At 68.5% G+C, this 19,854-nt stretch carries 19 protein-coding genes and 1 riboswitch; of the genes, 4 read left to right on the top strand and 15 right to left on the bottom strand.

What is annotated here, in order from left to right; all coding sequences use genetic code 11:
* Positions 1-62: 62 nt before the first annotated feature.
* Positions 63-168: riboswitch (TPP riboswitch) on the bottom strand.
* 27 nt (positions 169-195) lie between these two features.
* From AB4Z46_RS11220 to AB4Z46_RS11180, 9 genes are all read right to left on the bottom strand, one after another.
* Positions 196-1,179, bottom strand: a complete 984-nt coding sequence (locus tag AB4Z46_RS11220; RefSeq protein WP_442283573.1) for a VTT domain-containing protein — start codon at positions 1,177-1,179, stop codon at positions 196-198.
* A gap of 36 nt (positions 1,180-1,215) precedes the next feature.
* Positions 1,216-2,052: a DUF3047 domain-containing protein gene (locus AB4Z46_RS11215; protein WP_442283572.1), complete on the bottom strand. Its 837-nt coding sequence runs from the start codon at positions 2,050-2,052 to the stop codon at positions 1,216-1,218.
* 219 nt (positions 2,053-2,271) lie between these two features.
* Positions 2,272-2,712, bottom strand: coding sequence for a YchJ family protein (locus AB4Z46_RS11210; RefSeq protein ID WP_442283571.1), 441 nt, complete (start codon positions 2,710-2,712; stop codon positions 2,272-2,274).
* A 78-nt stretch (positions 2,713-2,790) separates the two neighbouring features.
* On the bottom strand, positions 2,791-3,921 hold the full coding sequence (locus AB4Z46_RS11205; RefSeq protein ID WP_442283570.1) for an acyl-CoA dehydrogenase family protein: 1,131 nt from the start codon (positions 3,919-3,921) through the stop codon (positions 2,791-2,793).
* Positions 3,922-3,931: 10 nt separating this feature from the next.
* Positions 3,932-5,182, bottom strand: coding sequence for a glutamate carboxypeptidase (locus AB4Z46_RS11200; protein WP_442283569.1), 1,251 nt, complete (start codon positions 5,180-5,182; stop codon positions 3,932-3,934).
* A gap of 43 nt (positions 5,183-5,225) precedes the next feature.
* Entirely contained in the window at positions 5,226-6,410 is a 1,185-nt protein-coding gene (locus tag AB4Z46_RS11195; RefSeq protein WP_442283568.1) for an acetyl-CoA C-acyltransferase, read from the bottom strand.
* Between the two features lie 172 nt (positions 6,411-6,582).
* Positions 6,583-8,394, bottom strand: coding sequence for a bifunctional isocitrate dehydrogenase kinase/phosphatase (gene aceK / locus AB4Z46_RS11190; protein ID WP_442283567.1), 1,812 nt, complete (start codon positions 8,392-8,394; stop codon positions 6,583-6,585).
* Positions 8,395-8,399: 5 nt separating this feature from the next.
* Complete coding sequence (can, locus tag AB4Z46_RS11185; RefSeq protein ID WP_442283566.1) at positions 8,400-9,116, bottom strand: carbonate dehydratase; 717 nt, start codon at positions 9,114-9,116, stop codon at positions 8,400-8,402.
* 39 nt (positions 9,117-9,155) lie between these two features.
* Complete coding sequence (locus AB4Z46_RS11180; protein WP_442283565.1) at positions 9,156-9,551, bottom strand: MerR family transcriptional regulator; 396 nt, start codon at positions 9,549-9,551, stop codon at positions 9,156-9,158.
* A gap of 96 nt (positions 9,552-9,647) precedes the next feature.
* On the opposite strand from AB4Z46_RS11180, the gene AB4Z46_RS11175 reads away from it, so the two are divergent.
* The 4 genes from AB4Z46_RS11175 to AB4Z46_RS11160 all read left to right on the top strand — a co-directional run bounded on the left by AB4Z46_RS11175 (position 9,648) and on the right by AB4Z46_RS11160 (position 13,856).
* Positions 9,648-10,709: an MBL fold metallo-hydrolase gene (locus AB4Z46_RS11175; RefSeq protein ID WP_442283564.1), complete on the top strand. Its 1,062-nt coding sequence runs from the start codon at positions 9,648-9,650 to the stop codon at positions 10,707-10,709.
* A 40-nt stretch (positions 10,710-10,749) separates the two neighbouring features.
* Complete coding sequence (locus AB4Z46_RS11170) at positions 10,750-12,066, top strand: leucine-rich repeat-containing protein kinase family protein (protein ID WP_442283563.1); 1,317 nt, start codon at positions 10,750-10,752, stop codon at positions 12,064-12,066.
* Positions 12,063-12,968: a pseudouridine synthase gene (locus AB4Z46_RS11165; protein WP_442283562.1), complete on the top strand. Its 906-nt coding sequence runs from the start codon at positions 12,063-12,065 to the stop codon at positions 12,966-12,968. The genes AB4Z46_RS11170 and AB4Z46_RS11165 overlap by 4 nt, the downstream gene beginning before the upstream one ends.
* Positions 12,969-13,085: 117 nt before the next feature.
* Positions 13,086-13,856 carry an SDR family oxidoreductase gene (locus tag AB4Z46_RS11160; RefSeq protein ID WP_442283561.1) on the top strand — a complete coding sequence of 257 codons (771 nt, stop codon included), beginning with the start codon at positions 13,086-13,088 and terminating at the stop codon, positions 13,854-13,856.
* A 25-nt stretch (positions 13,857-13,881) separates the two neighbouring features.
* Here the strand turns inward: AB4Z46_RS11160 and AB4Z46_RS11155 are convergent, their stop codons facing one another.
* The 6 genes from AB4Z46_RS11155 to AB4Z46_RS11130 form a co-directional block, all read right to left on the bottom strand.
* A complete protein-coding gene (locus AB4Z46_RS11155) occupies positions 13,882-14,763 on the bottom strand; it encodes a M48 family metallopeptidase (RefSeq protein ID WP_442283560.1) in 882 nt (293 codons plus the stop codon).
* Between the two features lie 10 nt (positions 14,764-14,773).
* Entirely contained in the window at positions 14,774-15,538 is a 765-nt protein-coding gene (locus AB4Z46_RS11150) for a lysophospholipid acyltransferase family protein (protein WP_442283559.1), read from the bottom strand.
* The gene (gene gmhB / locus AB4Z46_RS11145) at positions 15,538-16,113 is read right to left on the bottom strand and encodes a D-glycero-beta-D-manno-heptose 1,7-bisphosphate 7-phosphatase (RefSeq protein ID WP_442283558.1); all 576 of its coding nucleotides are present in this window, start codon (positions 16,111-16,113) and stop codon (positions 15,538-15,540) included. Before gmhB ends, AB4Z46_RS11150 begins: the two co-directional genes overlap by 1 nt.
* Before the next feature lie 11 nt (positions 16,114-16,124).
* On the bottom strand, positions 16,125-18,266 hold the full coding sequence (gene glyS / locus AB4Z46_RS11140; RefSeq protein WP_442283557.1) for a glycine--tRNA ligase subunit beta: 2,142 nt from the start codon (positions 18,264-18,266) through the stop codon (positions 16,125-16,127).
* A 3-nt stretch (positions 18,267-18,269) separates the two neighbouring features.
* Complete coding sequence (gene glyQ / locus AB4Z46_RS11135) at positions 18,270-19,175, bottom strand: glycine--tRNA ligase subunit alpha (RefSeq protein ID WP_442283556.1); 906 nt, start codon at positions 19,173-19,175, stop codon at positions 18,270-18,272.
* A 283-nt stretch (positions 19,176-19,458) separates the two neighbouring features.
* The coding region (locus AB4Z46_RS11130) for a CoA-transferase (RefSeq protein ID WP_442283555.1) at positions 19,459-19,854 on the bottom strand (396 nt) is incomplete at its 5' end.

Raw genomic sequence — 19,854 nt, 5'->3', positions numbered from 1 at the left:
AAAACAACGGGTGCTCCGCGATGCCTCCGGACGGCATCCTTCCTTGAACGGAAACGGGAATGCCGGGGAGTCGCAGCTCTTCTTACGCTGGTATGAACCAGATCAAGTTCGCGGGTTCGGCCGCTTGGCCATCTCAGCACGCAACTGCGTGCACCCCGGAGCGGGGCCGATTCTAGGCTGCACCCGGCCGCGGGATCAAGCGGTGCGCGCAACCGCCAGCGGCACGACCACCCGCATCGGTTCGGCGGCGCCGGACTCGTCGGCCGCATCCATTGCCGCCCAGGCGTCCAGTCCGCCCGCCAGCACGCGCACCCGTGGCAGGCCGGCGGCCATCAGCACGCGCGCCGCCGCGATCGCCGAAGCGTCGTCGGGGCAATCGCAGAAGACGACCAGCTCGCGGCCATCGGCAAAGGCGCCCAGCCGCTTCGGCAGCTGCTTGAGCCCGATGCCGATCGCGCCCGGGATCGCCCGCGCATCGAGGGCGCGCGCCTCGTCGGTGCGGACATCGATCACCGTCGGTCCGGCGCCCGCCGCCAGGGCTTCGCGCAGGGCCTCGACCTGGATGTGGACGATATCGTCGGCCTGCTGCGCCAGCCGGCGCTGCCGGTAGCGCCAGCCGATGAACGCCGCCAGGGCCAGCACGCCGATCGCCAGCGCCCCGAGTCCGATGTTGGAGATCACCGTGAGCACATCCTGGATCGCGGCATGGAAGATCCGGCCGACGAACAGGAAGCCCAGCGTCCAGATCAGCGCCGCCACGGTTTCATAGGACAGGAAGCGCAGGTTCGACATGCCGAGCGCACCCGCCATCGGCGGCGCCACCACCGACACCCCCGGCACGAACTTGGCTGCGATCAGCGACAGGCCGCCCCAGCGGCCGAGGATCGATTCGCTGCGCTTGACGCAGGAGTCGGCCGACAGCGAGATGCGGCACAGCAGCCGCATCACGCGATAACCCCAGCGGCGCCCGGCCAGGAACCAGACGCCATCGCCGAGTATGTTGCCGAGCACCGCCGCCACGACCACGGCGACGAATGACACCTGCCCGCCGACCGTCAGCCCGCCGGCGACGATCAGGAAGGGCACCGCCGGCACCGGCGCGCCGAGGCGCGTCGCCAGCGTGGCGGCGAAGACCAGGGCGGCGCCCTGGCTGGCGAGGAGTGCGACGAAGTCGTTCATGGCTTGGGGGACGCTGAGGTCCAAATGGATGCGCTGCTACTGGCCCTGCGGACGCTCGGCGGGGGCCGGAGCGGCATTCTGGGTCGCCAGGACGCCGCGCAGGTCCAGGTCTGAAAAATAGGCGATGCCGTGGCCGTGCGTGTTGTCCGCGTCGGCCGAGATGGCGACAGCCGTCACGTCGGGCAGGATGTCGCCGGCCTCGTTGCCGAAGGCGCGCTTGTAGTCGGTCAGCAGGTTGCGCCGTTCGGCGATCCAGCTGGCCGGCTTGGGCGACGCGCCGGATTCGAGCACGACCATCCGGATCCGCTTCGTGAACGCGTTGTCGAACTCGTTGCCCTTGGCTTCCTTGTTGTCCCAGACATAGCACAGCGTCTCGGTCGGCACCGCCTCGCCGGTCGCGCGGCGCGCCAGCGCCAGGCGCGTGCGCTCGCCGACGGACAACCGGTCGGCCGGAAAATCGAAGAACACGCAGACCTTGGCCGCACCGTCGTCGCCGGAGCGCGTGCGCAGGTCGGCGCCCTCGACGAACGCCTCGACCCGCCAGCGCCACGCCAGCGTGGCCTGGCTGTTGAGTTCCACCCTGGTGGGATGGACCAGATTGCCGTAGGAGCCATCGGCGTCGACCTTGAGCACGCGCTGGCCATCGAGTTGTTCGACCTCGAAACGGGTCGGGGTCTTGTTGGGCAAGGTGGTGAAGTGCCACGGTGCAGGGGCTTCGGTGCCGGTCGCGCTCGAGAACGGCGTGAGCAGCGGCTTGCCGTCCGCGCGGGCGTCCGGCGCGGCCATCCAGAGCAGCGCAGCCAAGGCCGGCAGCGCCACCACGGTGCACGGCCGCCGCCAGTCTCCCGTGCGAAGAAACGTCCTGCTGCCCATGATTCACCTCTGGCCCGCGGCCGGTTGAGCTCTTTGGCGTTGCGCCTTCGGCGCAATGCTCACAAGACGTGAAGTGTGGAACAGGATCGGCGCAAGATAAATAGACCAAAAGGAATCGGATTGTCTCCCTGATGGACACAATCCGCTTCGAGCGCTATGAACTCCATAGCAGCCATCCAAGACCGCGCGCCGGTCGGTGGAGTTTTCTGACCGATTCAGTCAGTGAAGGTCGCCGTCGAGGTAGTACCACCGACTTTGCAGCGCTTCGTCCTCCTGACGGACGAAACGGCTGCGCTCGTGCAGCCGGGTCGCCACGCCGGCGCTGCTGCGCTGGCGGGCGACGAACTCGACTTCCGCATGGTCGGCGTCCAGCACGGAACGCGAGCGCACCTCGAGGCCGAGCCATTTCACGCCGCCTTCGAAGTCCAGGGATGCCGGGCGGGTCGAGGGATGCCAGGTCGCGAGCAGGTAGTCCGCCCGCTCGCGCACGAAGGCCGTGTAGCGCGAGCGCATGAGCGACTCGGCGTCGGGTGCCGGCGAATTGCAGAAATCGTCGATATAGCGCCCGCAGCACTGGGCGAAAACCAGTGGCAGCTCTCGCCGGTCGCGGCGCCCGCAAGGACAGGGAACACGGGCGGGGCTGGGGGAGGATGCGGACATTGAGGGGGCGTGAAAGGGGGAAGTTCCAGGGCGTATTGTGCAGACCCCCGGAAATCGCCCCCGGACGCCGCCGCCGGCTCAGGCCAGGGCGCGCTGGATCAACAGCTTCTGGATGTCCGAAGTGCCTTCGTAGATCTGGCACACGCGCACGTCGCGATAGATGCGCTCGAGCGGGAAATCGTTGACGTAGCCATAGCCGCCCAGCGTCTGGATCGCCGCGCTGCAGACGCGCTCGGCCATCTCGCTGGCGAACAGCTTGGCCATGGCGGCTTCCTTGAGGCAGGGCCGCCCGGCATCGCGCAGGCTGGCCGCATGCCAGATCAGCTGGCGCGCGGCTTCGAGCTGGGTCGCGCAATCGGCCAGCCGGAAGCCCACCGCCTGCTGGTCGAAGATGCTGCCGCCGAAGGCCTGGCGCTCCTTGGCATAGGCCAGGGCCACCTCGAAGGCGCTGCGCGCCATGCCCACGCTCTGGGCGGCGATGCCGATGCGCCCGCCCTCGAGCGCGCCGAGGGCGATCTTGTAGCCCTCGCCCTCCTGGCCGATCAGGTTTTCGTGCGGAATGCGGCAGGCATCGAAGTTGATCTGCGCGGTGTCGCTCGAATGCTGGCCCAGCTTGTCCTCGAGCCGCGCGACGTTGTAGCCCTTCGCGTCGGTCGGCACGATGAAGGCGCTCATGCCGCGCTTGCCCGCCCCCTTGTCGGTGACGGCGATCACGATCGCGACCTGCCCGTTCTTGCCGCTGGTGATGAATTGCTTGACGCCGTCGATCACCCAGCCATCGCCGTCCTTGCGCGCCGTGGTGCGCAGGGACGATGCATCGCTGCCGGCCTGCGGCTCGGTCAGGCAGAAGGCGCCGAGCATGCGGCCCTGCGCCAGCGGCTGCAGCCACTGCTTCTTCTGCTGCGCATTGCCGTAGCGCATCAGGATGGCGTTGACCGGGCAGTTGGTCACGCTGATCGCGGTGCTGGTGCCGCCATCGCCGGCGGCGATTTCCTCCAGCACCAGCGCAAGCGTGAGGTAATCCAGCCCGGCGCCGCCGTCCTCCTCGGGCACGCAGATGCCGTAGGCGCCGAGCGCCGCCAGGCCTTCGTGGGCAGCCTTCGGAAAGCTGTGCTCGCGGTCCCACGACGGCGCGTGGGGCCAGAGCTCGGCTTGGGCAAAGGCGCGCACCGCGTCGCGGATCGCTTCCTGGTCGGCGCTGAGCAGCATGGGATGTTCCTTACTTCGATTGACCGAGGTCCATGATCAGCTTGCTGGCCATGTAGAGCCGGCGCGGGATCGCGCTGGTGTCGACGTACTCGGCCTTGTCGCTGTGATAGCCGAAACCGGGCAGGCCCAGGCTCTCGATGACCGGCTTGCCCGCAAGCGCGGCGTAGGCCGCATCGGTGCCGCCGCCGGTGCGTTCGACGATGCCGAGCTCGCCGCCGGCTTCCTTGTAGTAGGCCACGGCCTTGTCGACCAGCTTGCGGCCGCCCTCGCCCGCGTTGAAGGCCGGACGCCCGCGCGTGATGAGCACCTTGACCTCGGCGTCGGGCAGCTTCTTCTGCTGGGCCCTGGCTTCGAGCGTCTTCATCGCGGCGTCGAAGTCCTCGTTCTTCGCGTAGCGCACGTCGGCGTTCAGCGTGGCGCTGGCCGGAATGATGTTGGAGACCGCGCCGGCCTTGGCAATGGTCCAGTTGAAGCGCAGCCCCTTGGCCTTGTCGTCGATGTCCATGGTGCGCAGCACCAGGTCGGAAGCCTCGACCAGCGCATTCACGCCGAGTTCGGGTGCGGCGCCCGCATGCGAGGCCTTGCCCGTGATGTTGACCTGCACGTAGGCGATGCCCGAAGTGCCCAGCGACAGGTCTTCCTTGCCGGCGCCGGTCGGCTCGAATGAGAGCACGTAGTCGGCCTTGGCGGCTTCTTCCTGGATCAGGTCGCGCGAGCCGAAGGAGCCCTTTTCCTCGTCGGTGTTGAACAGCACCGTGATGGTTCCGAAGTCCTGGAAGCCGCGCGCCTTGAGCAGCTTGAGTGCATGCACGATGACGGCGTTGCCGCCCTTGTCGTCGGCGATGCCTGGGCCATAGGCCTTGTCGCCCTCGACCTTGAACGGTGCCTTGGCCAGGACGCCCTTGAGATAGACGGTGTCCATGTGCGAGAGCAGCAGCAGGTTCTTGCCGCCCTTGCCCTTCAGCTTGCCGACGATGTTGTCACCGACCACCAGGCCGGCGGACTTGCTGCGCGTGACCGTGAAGCCCAGTGCCTTGAGCTGTGCCTCGAGGTAGTTGCCGGCCGAGGCAAGGCCTTCGGCATCGCCGGTGCCGGTCTCGATGTTGACCAGTGATTCGAGCGTCTTGATCACGGCTGGCTTCTCGGCCGTGGCGGCGTCGAACAGCGCCTGGTCGCGCGTCTGGCTCCAGGCGGCGGGCGCGAGGAAGGCGGTGGCAAGCAGCGCGGCCAGCGCGCTGCGGGGGAAGGCCGAATGAGTCAACGAATACTCCAATGGGTACAAGATTTCGATTCTAGGCAGCGCCTCAGAGCAGCTCGATCGCCACCGCCGTGCCTTCGCCGCCGCCGATGCACAGCGTCGCGACGCCGCGCTTCTTGCCGCGCTGCTGCAGGGCATGGATCAGCGTGACCATGATGCGCGCACCGCTGGCGCCGATCGGATGGCCCAGCGCGCAGGCGCCGCCATGCACGTTGACGATGTCGTGCGACACGTTCAGCTCGTGCATCAGCGCCATCGGCACCACCGCGAAGGCCTCGTTGACTTCCCAGAGATCGACGTCCTTGACGCTCCAGCCGGTCTTCTGGAACAGCTTGGCGACCGCGCCCACCGGCGCGGTGGAGAACCACTCGGGCTGCTGCGCGTGGGTGGCATGGGCGACGATCCGGGCGATCGGCTTGGCGCCGTACTTCTTCGCGCCGCTGCCGGTCATCATCACCAGCGCCGCGGCGCCGTCGTTGATCGACGAGCTCGAGGCCGCGGTGATGGTGCCGCCGTCCTTCTTGAATGCCGGCTTGAGCGTCGGAATCTTGTCGAGCTTGACCTTGCCCGGGCCTTCGTCGATCTCGATCACGGTGTCGCCGCCGCGGCCCTTGACCGTGACCGCCGCGATCTCGGCCTTGAAGGCGCCAGAAGACGTCGCGGCCTTGGCGCGCTCCACGCTGGCGATCGCGAAGGCATCCTGCTGCTCGCGCGTGAACTTGTACTTGGCCGCGCAGTCCTCGCCGAAGGTGCCCATCGAGCGGCCCGGCTGGTAGGCGTCCTCGAGGCCGTCGAGCATCATGTGGTCGAAGATCCGGTCGTGGCCCATGCGGTAGCCGCCACGGCCCTTGAGCATCAGGTAGGGCGCGTTGGTCATGCTCTCCATGCCGCCGGCCACCATGACTTCATGCGTGCCCGCCAGCAGCATGTCGTGCGCGAGCATCGCGGCCTTCATGGCCGAGCCGCACATCTTGCTGAGCGTGACCGCGCCCGCGCTGTCGGGCAGGCCGCCCTTGTAGGCCGCCTGGCGCGCCGGCGCCTGGCCCTGGCCGGCCATCAGGCAGTTGCCGAACAGCACTTCGCCGACGCTGTCGGCGGGGATTCCTGCGCGCTCGACGGCCGCCTTGATGGCGACGCCGCCCAGGTCGTGGGCAGAAAGGGAAGAAAAGTCGCCCTGGAAGCCGCCCATCGGGGTGCGGGCGGCGCCGACGATCACGATCGATTCGCTCATTTGAATTGCTCCTAAAAAAGACAGTTCATACAAAAATCCTCGCAGGCCTCACGCCCCTTGCGACTGGCGCCCCCGAGACCAGAAACACCGCGGAACCGGCTTCGCCGGGCCGCTGGTGTTGCCCCCGGCCGGGGGTAGGCGGCTACACGAAGTGAGCCAACCTGGGGGCGAGCTAAAAATACGGCGCGTGGCCGTCGTGCTTGAAGCGTTGCGCTTCGTCATAAGGAAAAACGTCCAGCATCTGCCCGGCCTGGATGCGCTGCTTGTGGCTCTGCCAGAAGGCGGCGTCGAGCAGGTCGGCGTGATGGGCCATGAAGGCCTCGCGCACCGCGGGGTTGCCCAGCAGGAAGGGCTCGAAGGTCTCGGGGAAAACGTCCTTCGGGCCGACCGAATACCAGACCTCGCCGCTCATCTCGTCCTCCTCGTTGCGCGGCGTCGGCACCTTGCGGAAGTTGCAGTCGGTGAGGTACTCGATCTCGTCATAGTCGTAGAACACCACCTTGCCGCCGCGCGTGACGCCGAAGTTCTTCCACAGCATGTCGCCCGGGAAGATGTTCGCCGCCACCATGTCCTTGATCGCATTGCCGTACTCGATCACCGCGTGCTCCAGCTGCTTGCCCGCCCGCCTGGCATGCTCGGGCTGCTCGAGCAGGTCGAAGGACTCCTGCAGGAAGATGTTCAGCGGGATCATGCGGCGCTCGATGTAGACGTGCTTGACCACCACCTCCATCTCCCCGTTGCCGTCGCGGTCGCCGATCTCGAGCTGGCTCGGGGCGAACTTGCGGATCTCCTCGATCAGCTCGGGCTCGAAGCGGTCGAGCGGAAAGCCCACGTCGCTGTACTCGAGCGTGTCGGCCATCCGGCCCACGCGGTCGTGCTGTTTCACCAGCATGTACTTGCCCTTGATCTGCTCGCGCGTCGTCTCCTTCTGCGGCGGGTAGAAATCCTTGATGACCTTGAACACGTAGGGGAACGACGGCAGGTCGAACACCAGCATCACCATGCCCTTGATGCCCGGCGCGATGCGGAACTTGTCGGTCGAGTAGTTCAGGTGGTACAGGAAGTCGCGGTAGAACAGCGTCTTGCCCTGCTTGGCGAGCCCGAGCGCGTTGTAGATCTCGGCCCGCGGCTTGCGCGGCATCAGCGAGCGCAGGAACTGCACATAGGCCGACGGCACTTCCATGTCGACCATGAAGTAGGCACGCGCGAAGCTGAACAGCATCTGCAGGTCGTCCTCGCCGAACAGCGCCGCGTCGACATAGAACTTGCCCGCGGCGTCGTGCAGGATCGGCAGTGCGAACGGCATCTCGATGAAGCCGTTGTTGATCTTGCCGACCACATAGGCGCCCTTGTTGCGGTAGAACAGGCCCGACAGCACCTGCAGCTGGAAGTTGGCACGCAGCTTGATCTGGTGGAAGCGCCCGAGGATCGCGGCCGCCACCCGCTCGGCATCGCGGCGGCGGTCGGCATAGCCGCCCTGCAGCGCGTAGTCCTCGAGCATGCGCTCGACCGTGTCGGCCAGCGTGTCGCGCTCCGGGTAGTAGGCGCGGTAGGTGGGCGCGTCACGCGGCTCGATGTACTCGGTGCTGATCGCCGGCCGCACGAAGATGAAGTCGTTCTGGAAGTAGGCGCGGTGCAGGATCTTGGTGGTCACCGAGTTGAAGAAGCTCTCGGCCAGCTCCGGCTGGTGGTGGTCGACCAGCAGGCCGATGAAGTGCAGCTTGATCTGGTGCCAGACGTCCATCGGCTGCTCGCCGGCCTTGAACTCCTTCTCGAGCCGGGCCACCGCCTCGCTGACGCGCAGGTCGTAGAACTCGATGCGCTCGCGCTGCGCGCGCTGCTGGCCATGCCAGTCGGCAGTCTCGAAACGATGCTTGGCGCGCGCCGACTCGGCCCGGAAGAGCCGGTAGTGCCGATCGAAGCCGTCGCGCATCGCACGCGCGATGTCGTAGGCGAGCGGCGAATCGAGGCGCTGCGGAAACATGGGGTTCAGTCGGCCTGGTCGATCGTCTCCGGCAGGCCCGGGGCGCTCTCCGGCGGCTTGCTCCACTTGTAGCGGATTCGCTGCACCGCGGCGCGGTACTGCGCCTCGAGCGGCTTGGAGCCGTCGATGGTCATGCCCAGGTCCTGCAGCAGGCCGTCGTTGACGCCGAAGGCCCAGCCGTGGATGGTCACGTCCTGGCCGCGGCTCCAGGCGTCGACCATCACCGTGCTGACGCTGACGTTGACGACCTGCTCGGCCACGTTGAGCTCGCACAGCGCATCGGCGCGCACGGTTTCGGGCATGCTTTCGAGCATCACGCGGTGCCGGTCGCGCACGTCCTGGATGTGGCGGATCCAGTTGTCGGCGATGCCGATGCGCGCCCCCTCGAGCGCCGCCTGCACGCCCGAGCAGCCGTAGTGGCCGACCACCATGATGTGCCGCACCTTGAGCCGCTCGACGGCGAACTGGATGGCCGACAGCGCGTTGAGGTCGGAATGGACAACGATGTTGGCCACGTTGCGGTGCACGAAGACCTCGCCCGGCTCGAGGCCGGTGATCTGGTTCGCGGGCACCCGGCTGTCGGAACAGCCGATCCACATGTACTTGGGCGTCTGCTGCTTCACCAGGCTGGTGAAGAAGCCGGGACGATCGCGTTCCATGCGTGCCGACCAGGCGCGGTTGTGGGCGAACAGGTCTTCGAGAGGGTCAGGTGTGTTGTCCATGGGTCTTCCGTGGTGTGTGAGGGGTGCTGCGGCGGTCGCTCAACGCGGCTTCGGCTTCGCGGTGCGCGCCAGCGCGGCGCGCGCCTTCTTTTCCTGGGCGCGGACTTCCGCCAGGTTGGCCTGCAGCTCGACCAGCTGGCTTTCGAGCTGCTCGCGGTGGCCGCCGAGCACGCCGAGGAAGCGCTCGAGCTGCACTGCGGTGTCGCGCGGACTGTCGTACATGTCGAGGATCTCGCGGGCCTCGTTCAGCTTCAGGCCGAGCCGCTTGGCGCGCAGCGTGAGCGTGAGGCGGGCGCGGTCGCGCGAGGTGTAGATGCGCTGCAGGCCGTCGCGACGCGGCGCCAGCAGCCCCATGTCCTCGTAGAAGCGGATCGCCCGCGTGGTGAGATCGAACTCCTTGGCGAGCTCGCCGATGGTGAAGGTCTGCGACGGCATGTGAGACGGCGGAAAGCGTGTGCGACAGCAGGTTCGGGCGGCAATGCCTACAATGATGGCTCAAAGCCATGACGTTTACGTTAACGTCAATCGTACATGAACATCCTCGAACGCGAACTCCACTACCCCCTCGGCGACACCCTGCCGGCCCCCGGCGAGACCCTCGAAGTGGCGCCCGGCGTACGCTGGATCCGAATGGCGCTGCCCTTCGCGCTCGACCACATCAACCTCTGGCTGCTGCGCGACACCCTCGACGGCGTCGAGGGCTGGACCGTGGTCGACTGCTGCATCGCGCACGACGCCTCGCGCGCGCAGTGGGAGCAGATCTTCGAGACCCAGTTGCAGGGGCTGCCGATCCTGCGCGTCATCGTGACCCACATGCACCCCGACCACATCGGCCTCGCGCACTGGCTGTGCGAACGATGGAACGCGCCGCTGTGGATCAGCTCGACCGACTACCACGTGGCGCGCGTGCTCACCTCCGCCGGCGACACGCTGGCCGGCGGCGACGCGGCGGCCGACTTCTTCGCCTCGCACGGGCTCACCGATGCCGAGGCGGTCGCCAAGATCCGGTCGCGCACCAACTACTACGCCAACCTGGTGCCCTCGGTGCCCGCGAACTTCGTGCGCATGATGGACGGCGACACGGTCGACATCGGCGGCCGCGGCTGGCGCTGCATCAGCGGCTACGGCCACGCGCCGGAACACATCGCGCTCTACTGCGAGGAACTCAACGCGCTGCTGGGCGGCGACATGATGCTGCCGCGCATCTCGACCAACGTGAGCGTGTACGCCGGCGAGCCCGAGGCGAACTCGCTTCGGCTCTTCCTCGACAGCATCGAGCGCTTCAAGTCGCTGCCGGTCGACACCCTGGGACTGCCCTCGCACGGCAAGCCCTTCACGGGCATCCATCGCCGCGTCGAGCAGCTCAAGGAGCACCACCGCGACCGCCTGGCCGAGCTGCTGGAAGCCTGCACCGCGCAGCCGCACAGCGCGGTCGAAGGCTTGCCGATCCTGTTCAAGCGCCAGCTCGACCTGCACCAGATGACCTTCGCGATGGGCGAGACCGTGGCCCACCTGCACCTGCTGTGGTTCGCCGGGCAGGTGCAGCGCCGGCTGGGCGAGGACGGCATCTACCGGTTCGGCGCCTTCTCGTGAGCCGCCGGGCCGCTCCCAAGGCGAAGACCCAGGTTGTCCAATGACAGCACTGAGCCGACTGCGCGCGGGCGAGCTGGCCGGGGCGCAGCGGCTCGACCTGTCTGCCGGCCTGACCGAGTTCCCGCGCGAGATCTTCGATCTGGCGGACTCGCTCGAGGTGCTCAACCTCTCGGGCAATGCGCTGAGTTCGCTGCCGTCCGATCTTCACCGGCTGCACCGCTTGCAGGTGCTCTTCTGCTCCGACAACCAGTTCACGGAGTTGCCCGAGGCGGTCGGGCAATGCGGCCGGCTCGAGATGGTCGGCTTCAAGGCCAACCGCATCGAGCAGGTGCCCGCGTCCGCCTTGCCGCCTGCGCTGCGCTGGCTGATCCTCACGGACAACCGGATCGACGCGCTGCCGGCCGCGCTCGGCCAGCGCACGCGGCTGCAGAAGCTGATGCTCGCGGGCAACCGCCTGCAGGCACTGCCGGAGTCGATGGCCGCCTGCGGCGCCCTCGAACTGCTGCGCATCTCGGCGAATCGCTTCGAGGCGCTGCCAGGCTGGCTCCCGTCGCTGCCGCGCCTGTCGTGGCTTGCCTTCGCCGGCAATCCCTTCGACGAAGCCGCTGAATCGAAGGCCATGGATGCCCAGCCGACGCCGGCCATCGACTGGCACCGGCTCTCGCTGAAGCACAAGCTCGGAGAAGGCGCCTCGGGCGTGATCCACGAGGCCGACTGGCTGCAGCCGGACGGCCGCCATCGGCCGGTGGCGGTGAAGCTGTTCAAGGGCGCCGTGACCAGCGACGGCTGGCCGCACAGCGAGATGGCGGCCTGCATCGCGGCCGGAACGCACCCCGGGCTGATCCCGGTGCTGGGGCGGGTCGAGAACCATCCGGCATCGAGCGCCGGGCTGGTGCTCGAACGGGTGGACTCGAGCTTCGGCAACCTGGCCGGACCGCCGAGCCTGCAATCCTGCACGCGCGACGTCTATGCCGACGATGCCCGCTGGTCGCCGGACACCGCGCTGCGCATGGCCCGGGGCATCGCCTCGGCCGTCGCCCGCCTGCATGCGCGCGGCATCCTGCATGGCGACCTCTACGGCCACAACATTCTCTGGAACGGCCAGGGCGACTGCCTGCTCGGCGACTTCGGAGCGGCGTCGTTCCTGCCGCGCGACGATGCCGTGCAGTCGCAGGCGCTGCAGCGCCTCGAAGCCCGCGCTTACGGCTGCCTGCTCGAAGAGCTGCTCGACCGCTGCGCACCGGCCGACGCGGCCACACAGGCGCTGCTGGCGGGCATCCGGTCGCGCTGCCTCGACGACGACCCCTCCGCGCGCCCGCTGTTCGCCGAGATCGTCGCCGCGCTGGCCGCGCAATGACCGCCCTGCCGCTGCCCGTGCGAGACGGCGTCGGCCCGAGCTGCGTCGCGTTGCCCGCCGGCGACTGGCCCACGATCGCGGAGTTCCTGGTGCAGCGCTTTGCGGCGATTCCGCGCACGACCTGGGAGGCCCGCATCGAGGCCGGCGACGTGGTGGACGAAGCCGGCGTGCGCGTCACCCGCACGCGTCCCTACCAGCCGCGGCTGCGGGTCTACTACTACCGGGCGCTCGAATCGGAGCCGGTCATTCCGTTCGACGAACAGGTCCTGTACCGGGACGCGCACCTGCTGGTGGTCGACAAGCCGCACTTCCTGCCGGTCACGCCGGTCGGCAAGTACGTGCAGCAGAGCCTGCTGGTACGCCTCAAGCGCAAGCTGGGCCTCGAACACCTGGCACCGCTGCACCGCATCGACCGCGAAACCGCGGGCATCGTGCTGTTCTCGGTGCTGCCGGCCAGCCGCGGCCCCTACAGCGCGCTGTTCGCCGACCGCGCCATCCACAAGCGCTACGAGGCGATCGTGCCCTGGCAGCCCGGGCGCGCGCTGCCGGCCACGCGCCGGAGCCGGCTCGCGCCCGACGACCATTTCATGCGCATGACCGAGGTCGCGGGCGAGCCCAACGCCGAGACGCACTTCGAGCTGCTGGATGCGCACGACGGCTGGGCGCGGCTGGGCCTGTCGCCGGTCACCGGCCGCCGGCACCAGCTGCGGGTGCATTGCGCCGCGCTCGGCATGCCGATCCGCAACGACGCGATCTACCCGGCGCTCCTGCCCGAAGGCAGCGACGACTTCGACCGGCCGCTTCAGCTGCTGGCCCGGGAAGTCGCCTTCCTGGACCCTGTGACCGGCGCCGAACGGCGCTTCGCGAGCCTGCGCTCGCTGGCGTGGCCGGTGCCGACCTGAGCGGGCCTGAGCGGGCCAGGCTGGCGCCAAGGTGACGCCGTCCGGCGGCAGTGCGCACTAAGCTCCGGCAAGCCGCTCGGCCGGCGAAACGCACCGCATACCCAGGAGACACACCGCATGGACACCACCCAACTCTTCTCGCTCAAGGGGCGCACCGCGCTCATCACCGGCGGCTCGCGCGGCATCGGTCGCATGATCGCCGAGGGCTTTCTGGCGCAGGGCGCCCGGGTCTACATCTCGGCGCGCAAGGCCGCGGCCTGCGACCAGACCGCCAAGGAGCTGTCGGCCTTCGGCCACTGCGTCTCGCTGCCGGCCGACGTGTCCACGCTGCAAGGCGCGCAGGGGCTGGTCGACGCCTATGCGAAGCACGAAGGCGCGCTCGACATCCTGGTCAACAACGCCGGCGCGGCCTGGGGCGCACCCTACGACGAGTTCCCCGAAAGCGGCTGGGACAAGGTGGTCGACCTGAACCTCAAGACGCCCTTCTTCCTGACCCAGGCGCTGACGCCGATGCTCAGGAAGGCGGCCACCGATCACCTGGCCAAGGTCATCAACATCGCCTCGATCGACGGCATCTCGGTCAATCCGCAGGAAACCTATTCGTACGCGGCGAGCAAGGCCGGGCTGATCCAGCTCACGCGCCGGATGGCGCTGCGTCTCGCGCAGGACCGCATCGTGGTCAGCGCGATCGCGCCGGGCGCCTTCGCGTCGGACATGAACAAGGACGCGCGCGATCACGGCGAAGAGGTCAAGGCGCGCATTCCGGCCGGGCGCATCGGCACGCCGGAGGACATGGCTGGCGCCGCGATCTACCTCGCTTCGCGCGCTGGCGACTACGTGATGGGCTCGACGCTGGTGGTCGACGGTGGCGTGACGCACGCAAGGTGACGGCCCGGCGCCGGCCTGAGCGCATCTACCAGCGCGGCACGGGCTCGTCCTTGAGCTGCCTGCGCAACTGCTGGTAGTCGGGCAGCACGCTTTCGACGGTTTCCCAGAAGCGCGGGCTGTGGTCCATCACGCGCAGGTGGCTCAGCTCGTGGGCGACCACATAGTCGATCACCGACATCCGGAAGTGCACCAACCGCCAGTGCAGGCGAATGGCACCGTCGGCACTGGCGCTGCCCCAGCGCGTGGAGGCGTTCGACAGCGACAGCTTGTGCCACGCGACGCCCAGCCGCGGCGCGAAATGGTCGAGCCGCTCGATGAAGATGCGGCGTGCCTGGCGCATCAGCCAGGCCTGGGCGGCATCGCGGATCTGCGCCGCGCTCGCGTTCCTGGCCAGCGCCAGGCGCAGGACAGGCGCCTCGTCGCCGTGGCCCACCCCGGCGTCGAGCACCGCACCGATGCCATCGAAGGCGTGATGCGGATCGAGCCGCACGCTCACCTGCTGGCCGAGGAAGGGAAAGCAGACGCCGTCCGCCCACTCGATGCGCGCCGACTCCAGCCGCGCGTGGCGCTGCTGCGTCTCGGCCAGCTTGCGCAGGATCCAGTCGCCCTTCTCCTTGACGGCGGCATCGACGTCGCGCAGCGCCACCCATCGCGGCGCCCGCACCGACAGGCCTTCGGCACCGACGACGAAGCCGATGGTGCGGCGCTTGCCGCGTGTGAACTCGTAGGCCACGCGAGCGTCGGCGAGCAGGACTTCGCGCGTGGCCCGCGGATGAACAAAGCTCGCGGGAGTCAGCGCGTCGGCCAGCGGGATCGCCGGCACGCGCGGTCCTTCAGGCGGCGGCGGACTCGGCTCGGCCGCAGGCGCGTCGAACAGATCGAGCGTGAACTGCAGCAGGCCGCGCATGGTCGGGATCTCAGGCGGCGGTGGATGCGGCGGCGGCGGCCGGCGCATAGGCCTCGGGATCGAGGCGGCGCATCTCGGCCTCGATCCACGCTTCGACCTCGCGCATCAGCTCGTCGGGCTTGCGGCCGACGCTCGAAATGGCCGGTCCGATCGAGACGTCGACCACGCCCGGGCGCTTGATGAAGGCCTTGCGCGGCCAGACCTTGGCCGAAGTCACGGCGATCGGGACCACCGGCACGCCGGTCTCGCAGGCGAGCCGCGTGCCGCCGCTCTTGTAGTTGCCCTTCTGGCCGCGCGGGATGCGCGTGCCTTCGGGGAACATGATGATCCAGATGCCCTGCTCGAGCAGCTTGCGGCCCTGCGCCACGACCTTGTTGAAAGCCTGGGTCTTCTGGCTGCGGTCGATGTGGATCATGTCGAGCCGGGCCATGGCCCAGCCGAAGAATGGCACGTAGATCAGTTCCTTCTTGAACACGTAGGCCAGCGGATGCGGCATCAGCGTGGGCATCAGGAAGGTCTCGTAGGTCGACTGGTGCTTCACGAGCAGCACGCAGCCCGCGAGCTTGTCGGTCGGCAGGTTCTCCATGCCGGTGACGCGGGTGCGGATGCCGAGCAGCACCCGCGCGCCGCCGATGGCCCAGCCGAGCCAGGTCGCGGCCATCCAGTACAGCGGGATGCCGCGCTTCCAGAGCGAGCTGACGCACATGATGATCCCCCACGGGATCACGGTGACGAGCATCCACAGCGCGTGGATGACGGAACGGACGAAATCCATCAGACAGCTACTTTCAGCGTGGCGCGCTCTTCGCGCTCCAGCAGGAAATCGACAAAGGCCGCCAGGTTCTCGTGGACCCGGGTGTTCGGCGGGTATTCGGGGGGCAGCGGCACGCCGCGGCAGGCCTGGCCCATGCCGGTCAGCAGCAGGTGGGGCTCGCAGCCCGCGGCGGCGCCGGCCTGCAGGTCGCGCAGGCTGTCGCCCGCGGTCGGCACATGGGACAGATCGACACCGTAGCGCTCGCCGATCTGCAGGAACAGGCCGGGCTTGGGCTTGCGGCAGTCGCAGCCCTCGTCGGGGCTGTGCGGGCAATAGAACACGGCATCGACCCGGCCGCCTACGGCCGCCAGCATCTTGTGCATCTTGGCGTGCATCGCATTGAGCGAGGCGACGTCGAACAGCCCGCGCCCGAGGCCCGACTGGTTCGAGGCGATGACCACGTGCCAGCCCGCATGGTTCAGCCGCGCCACGGCCTCCAGCGAGCCCGGCAGCGGCGTCCACTCGATGTCGCTCTTGACGAAGTCCTCGCGGTGCGCGTTGAGCGTGCCGTTGCGGTCGAGGATGACGAGTTTCATGGTGTCTCGTTTCAGGCGGCCAGCCGCTCGAGCTGCGCCACCCGGTTCATCGCGGCGTGCAGCAGCATCAGCAGGCCGAGGCGGTTGAGGCGCAGGTCGGCCTGCTCGGCATTGACCATCACGCCGTCGAAGAAGGCATCGACCGGCTCGCGCAGCGCGGCCAGCGTCTGCAGCGAGGCGGTGTAGTCGCCCTTGTCGAACTGCGCGTCCGCCACCGGCACCACCTGCCGCATCGCGGCGTGCAGCGCCTTCTCGGCCGGCTCCTGCAGCAGCAGTTCGCTGACGTGGGCGTCGGCCTCGGGCGACTTCTTGAGGATGTTGCCGATGCGCTTGTTGGCCGCGGCCAGCGCGGGCGCCTCGGGCAGCGCGGCGAAGGCGCGCACCGCCGCCAGCAGCTGCGGCACCTCGCCCAGCCGCTGCGGGCGCGGCGCCAGCACGGCGTCGACCTCCTGCGCGCTGGCGCCCTGCTCGCGCAGGCTGCCGGCGAGGCGGTCGTAGATGAAGGCCTCGAGCGCATCGGTCGGATCGGCCAGTGCGACCTCGCCGGCCTTCGGCGCGCCGAAAGCGGCGAAGGCGCTGCCGAGCACCGCGCGCAGTTCCAGCGGCAGCCGGCGTTCGATCAGCATGCGGATCACGCCCAGCGCATGGCGGCGCAGCGCGAAGGGGTCGCGGTCGCCGGTGGGCAGGTTGCCGATGCCGAACATGCCGACCAGGGTCTCGAGCTTGTCGGCCAGCGCGACCACGATGCCCACCGGGTTGCGCGGCAGTTCGTCGCCCGCGAAGCGCGGCTTGTAGTGGTCCTCGATCGCATCCGCCACGGCGGGCTCGAGGCCGTCATGCAGCGCGTAGTAGCGGCCCATGATGCCCTGCAGCTCGGGGAACTCGCCGACCATGTCGGTCACCAGGTCGGCCTTGGCGAGCTGTGCGGCCTGCGTCGCCTGGCGCGCCAGGGCGGCGTCGCCGAGCTGTTCGGCCAGCGCGCGCGCGATGCGCATCACGCGCTCGACCCGCTCGCCCTGGGTGCCGAGCTTGTTGTGATAGACCACCTTGGCCAGCGCCTCGACCCGCGAGGCCAGCGACTTCTTGCGGTCCTGGTCGAAGAAGAACTTGGCGTCGGCCAGCCGTGGGCGCACCACGCGCTCGTTGCCGCCGACGACCGCGCTGGCGTCGTCGGGGCTGATGTTGCTGACCACCAGGAACTTGTTGGTGAGCTTGCCCGCTGCGTCGAGCAGCGGAAAGTACTTCTGGTTGGCCTTCATCGTGAGGATCAGGCATTCCTGGGGCACGTCGAGGAACTCGCGCTCGAACTCGCACACCAGCACGTTGGGCCGCTCGACCAGCGCCGTGACCTCGTCCAGCAGGGCGTCGTCGTTGATCGGCTGCGTGCCGCCACCGACCTTCACCGCCGCCTCGGCGAGCTGCCGTGCGATCTCGTGGCGGCGCGCCTCGAAGCCGGGAATGACGGCGCCCTGCTCACTCATCTGACCGGCATAGCTGTTGGCGTCGCGCAGTTCGATCGGATCGACCGCGGCCTCGAAACGGTGGCCGTGCGTCTGCCGACCGGCCGTCAGCCCGAGCGCGCCGACCGGCACGATCGCGTCGCCGTGCAGCGCCACCAGGCCATGGGCCGGCCGCACGAAGCTCACGCTGCTCCAGCCCGGCAGCTCGCAATTCGTCTCGAGCTGGTAGCTCATGACCTTGGGGATCGGCAGCTTCGCGATCGCCTCGGCCAGCGCCTTCTGCAGGCCTTCGGCCAGCGTCGCGCCCTTGGCGGTGCTCTGGAAGAACAGCGCCTCGGCCTTGCCGTCCATCGCGCGCTGCAGCCCCGGCACCGCGCTCGCATCGGCGCCCAGCGCCGCCAGCCGCTTGAGCAGCGCCGGCGTGGCCTGGCCCGCGCCATCGAGGCCCACCGTCACGGGCATGAGCTTCTGCGACACCGCCTTGTCGGCAGCCTGTGCCAGCACGTCGGTGAGGTGAGCCGCCAGCCGCCGCGGCGAGGCATAGGCCGTGAGCACCGAGCCGGCATCCGCCAGGCCCAGGGCGACCAGTTGGTCGCGCAGCTGCGAGGCAAAGGCGTCGCCGAGCTTCTTCAGCGCCTTCGGCGGCAGTTCCTCGACGAACAGTTCGACGAGCAGGTTGTTTTTCGTAGTCATCGCTCAGGCCGCCTTCTTCGTCATCTGTGCGACCCACTCGCGCGGCGCCATCGGGAATCCGAGCCGCTCGCGGCTCTCGTAGTAGCTCTGCGCGACGCTGCGCGCGAGGTTGCGGATGCGGCCGATGTAGGCCGCGCGCTCGGTCACGCTGATCGCGCCGCGCGCGTCCAGCAGGTTGAAGCTGTGGGCCGCCTTGAGCACCTGCTCGTAGGCCGGCAGCGCAAGCTGCGCCTCCATCAGCACCTTGGCCTGCTTTTCATGCGCGGCGAAGGCGGTGAACAGGAACTCGGCATCGCTGTACTCGAAGTTGTAGGTCGACTGTTCGACCTCGTTCTGCTTGAAGACGTCACCGTAGCTCAGGCCCTCGGTCCACTTCAGGTTATAGACGTTGTCCACGCCCTGCAGGTACATCGCGAGCCGCTCCAGCCCGTAGGTGATCTCGCCGGTGATCGGGCGGCAGTCGATGCCGCCGACCTGCTGGAAGTAGGTGAACTGCGTCACCTCCATCCCGTTGAGCCAGACCTCCCAGCCCAGGCCCCAGGCCCCGAGCGTGGGATTCTCCCAGTCGTCCTCGACGAAGCGGATGTCGTTCTTCCTGAGGTCGAAGCCGAGCGCCTCGAGCGAGCCCAGGTAGAGCTCCAGGATGTTGCTCGGTGCCGGCTTCAGCACCACCTGGTACTGGTAGTAGTGCTGCAGCCGGTTCGGGTTCTCGCCGTAGCGGCCGTCCTTGGGACGGCGGCTGGGCTGCACGTAGGCGGCCTTCCAGGGCTCGGGGCCGAGCGCGCGCAGGAACGTGGCCGTGTGCGAAGTGCCGGCGCCGACCTCCATGTCGTAGGGCTGCAGGAGCGCGCAGCCCTGGGCATCCCAGTAGGCTTGGAGCTTGAGAATGATTTGTTGGAAAGTCAGCATGTTGAGCCCGGTGGCCACAAGGAGGCGAAACGCCCCCGACGCGGCGAACCGGCCATTTTAAGAGCCAGAACCGCACCCCACGAGCCGCCCCGCGTCAGCCGGGGCGTGTTCCAGGAATACCGCGGATCCGGCTCCGCCGGTCCGCCGGTATTGCCCCCCGGCAGGGGGGTGGGCGGCTACACGCAGTGAGCCAACCTGGGGGGCGAGTCAAATTCGCCGCAGTTCCTTCGTATCCTTGGTCTTGGTGAGGCCACCATCGCCAGGTCGCGGGCCCGCCAGGAATTCAGGCGATGTAGAGCCGGTCGGAATCCAGCCGCCGGAGTGCCGACAGTTCGCGCACGCTCGGTGCCTCGGTGGTCGCGATGTGCTGGTCGTGCAGCAGTTCGAAGCCGGTGTTGTCCTGCACCTGCTCCAGCGTGACCCCCGGATGCAGCGCGACGATCTTCATGTGCCGGGTCTTGTCGTCGAAGCCGAAGATGCCCAGGTCGGTCACGACGCGGAACATGCCGCCGGCCAGCAGGCCCCGGTCGCGGCGGCTGCTGCCGCCATCGAGGAAGCCCGGGCTGGTGACGAAGTCGACCTTGTCCACGAAGCGGCGCCGCTCATGGCGCATCGCCACGATCATGTGCGTCAGGCTCGAGATGTCGTTGCCGCCGCCGGTGCCCGGCAGCCGCGTCTT

It is taken from the genome of Variovorax sp. M-6 (assembly GCF_052114385.1).
Taxonomy (GTDB): Bacteria; Pseudomonadota; Gammaproteobacteria; order Burkholderiales; family Burkholderiaceae_C; genus Variovorax.
This window is presented reverse-complemented; position numbering and strand designations above follow the sequence as displayed.

Coding starts and splice junctions, on each gene's coding strand:
- AB4Z46_RS11210 (WP_442283571.1), bottom strand. CDS start 2,712: ATGTCCGCATCCTCCCCCAGCCCCGCCCGTGTTCCCTGTCCTTGCGGG.
- AB4Z46_RS11175 (WP_442283564.1), top strand. CDS start 9,648: ATGAACATCCTCGAACGCGAACTCCACTACCCCCTCGGCGACACCCTG.
- AB4Z46_RS11170 (WP_442283563.1), top strand. CDS start 10,750: ATGACAGCACTGAGCCGACTGCGCGCGGGCGAGCTGGCCGGGGCGCAG.
- gmhB (WP_442283558.1), bottom strand. CDS start 16,113: ATGAAACTCGTCATCCTCGACCGCAACGGCACGCTCAACGCGCACCGC.
- AB4Z46_RS11205 (WP_442283570.1), bottom strand. CDS start 3,921: ATGCTGCTCAGCGCCGACCAGGAAGCGATCCGCGACGCGGTGCGCGCC.
- glyS (WP_442283557.1), bottom strand. CDS start 18,266: ATGACTACGAAAAACAACCTGCTCGTCGAACTGTTCGTCGAGGAACTG.
- AB4Z46_RS11215 (WP_442283572.1), bottom strand. CDS start 2,052: ATGGGCAGCAGGACGTTTCTTCGCACGGGAGACTGGCGGCGGCCGTGC.
- AB4Z46_RS11195 (WP_442283568.1), bottom strand. CDS start 6,410: ATGAGCGAATCGATCGTGATCGTCGGCGCCGCCCGCACCCCGATGGGC.
- AB4Z46_RS11150 (WP_442283559.1), bottom strand. CDS start 15,538: ATGGATTTCGTCCGTTCCGTCATCCACGCGCTGTGGATGCTCGTCACC.
- AB4Z46_RS11180 (WP_442283565.1), bottom strand. CDS start 9,551: ATGCCGTCGCAGACCTTCACCATCGGCGAGCTCGCCAAGGAGTTCGAT.
- aceK (WP_442283567.1), bottom strand. CDS start 8,394: ATGTTTCCGCAGCGCCTCGATTCGCCGCTCGCCTACGACATCGCGCGT.
- AB4Z46_RS11165 (WP_442283562.1), top strand. CDS start 12,063: ATGACCGCCCTGCCGCTGCCCGTGCGAGACGGCGTCGGCCCGAGCTGC.
- can (WP_442283566.1), bottom strand. CDS start 9,116: ATGGACAACACACCTGACCCTCTCGAAGACCTGTTCGCCCACAACCGC.
- AB4Z46_RS11160 (WP_442283561.1), top strand. CDS start 13,086: ATGGACACCACCCAACTCTTCTCGCTCAAGGGGCGCACCGCGCTCATC.
- AB4Z46_RS11155 (WP_442283560.1), bottom strand. CDS start 14,763: ATGCGCGGCCTGCTGCAGTTCACGCTCGATCTGTTCGACGCGCCTGCG.
- glyQ (WP_442283556.1), bottom strand. CDS start 19,175: ATGCTGACTTTCCAACAAATCATTCTCAAGCTCCAAGCCTACTGGGAT.
- AB4Z46_RS11220 (WP_442283573.1), bottom strand. CDS start 1,179: ATGAACGACTTCGTCGCACTCCTCGCCAGCCAGGGCGCCGCCCTGGTC.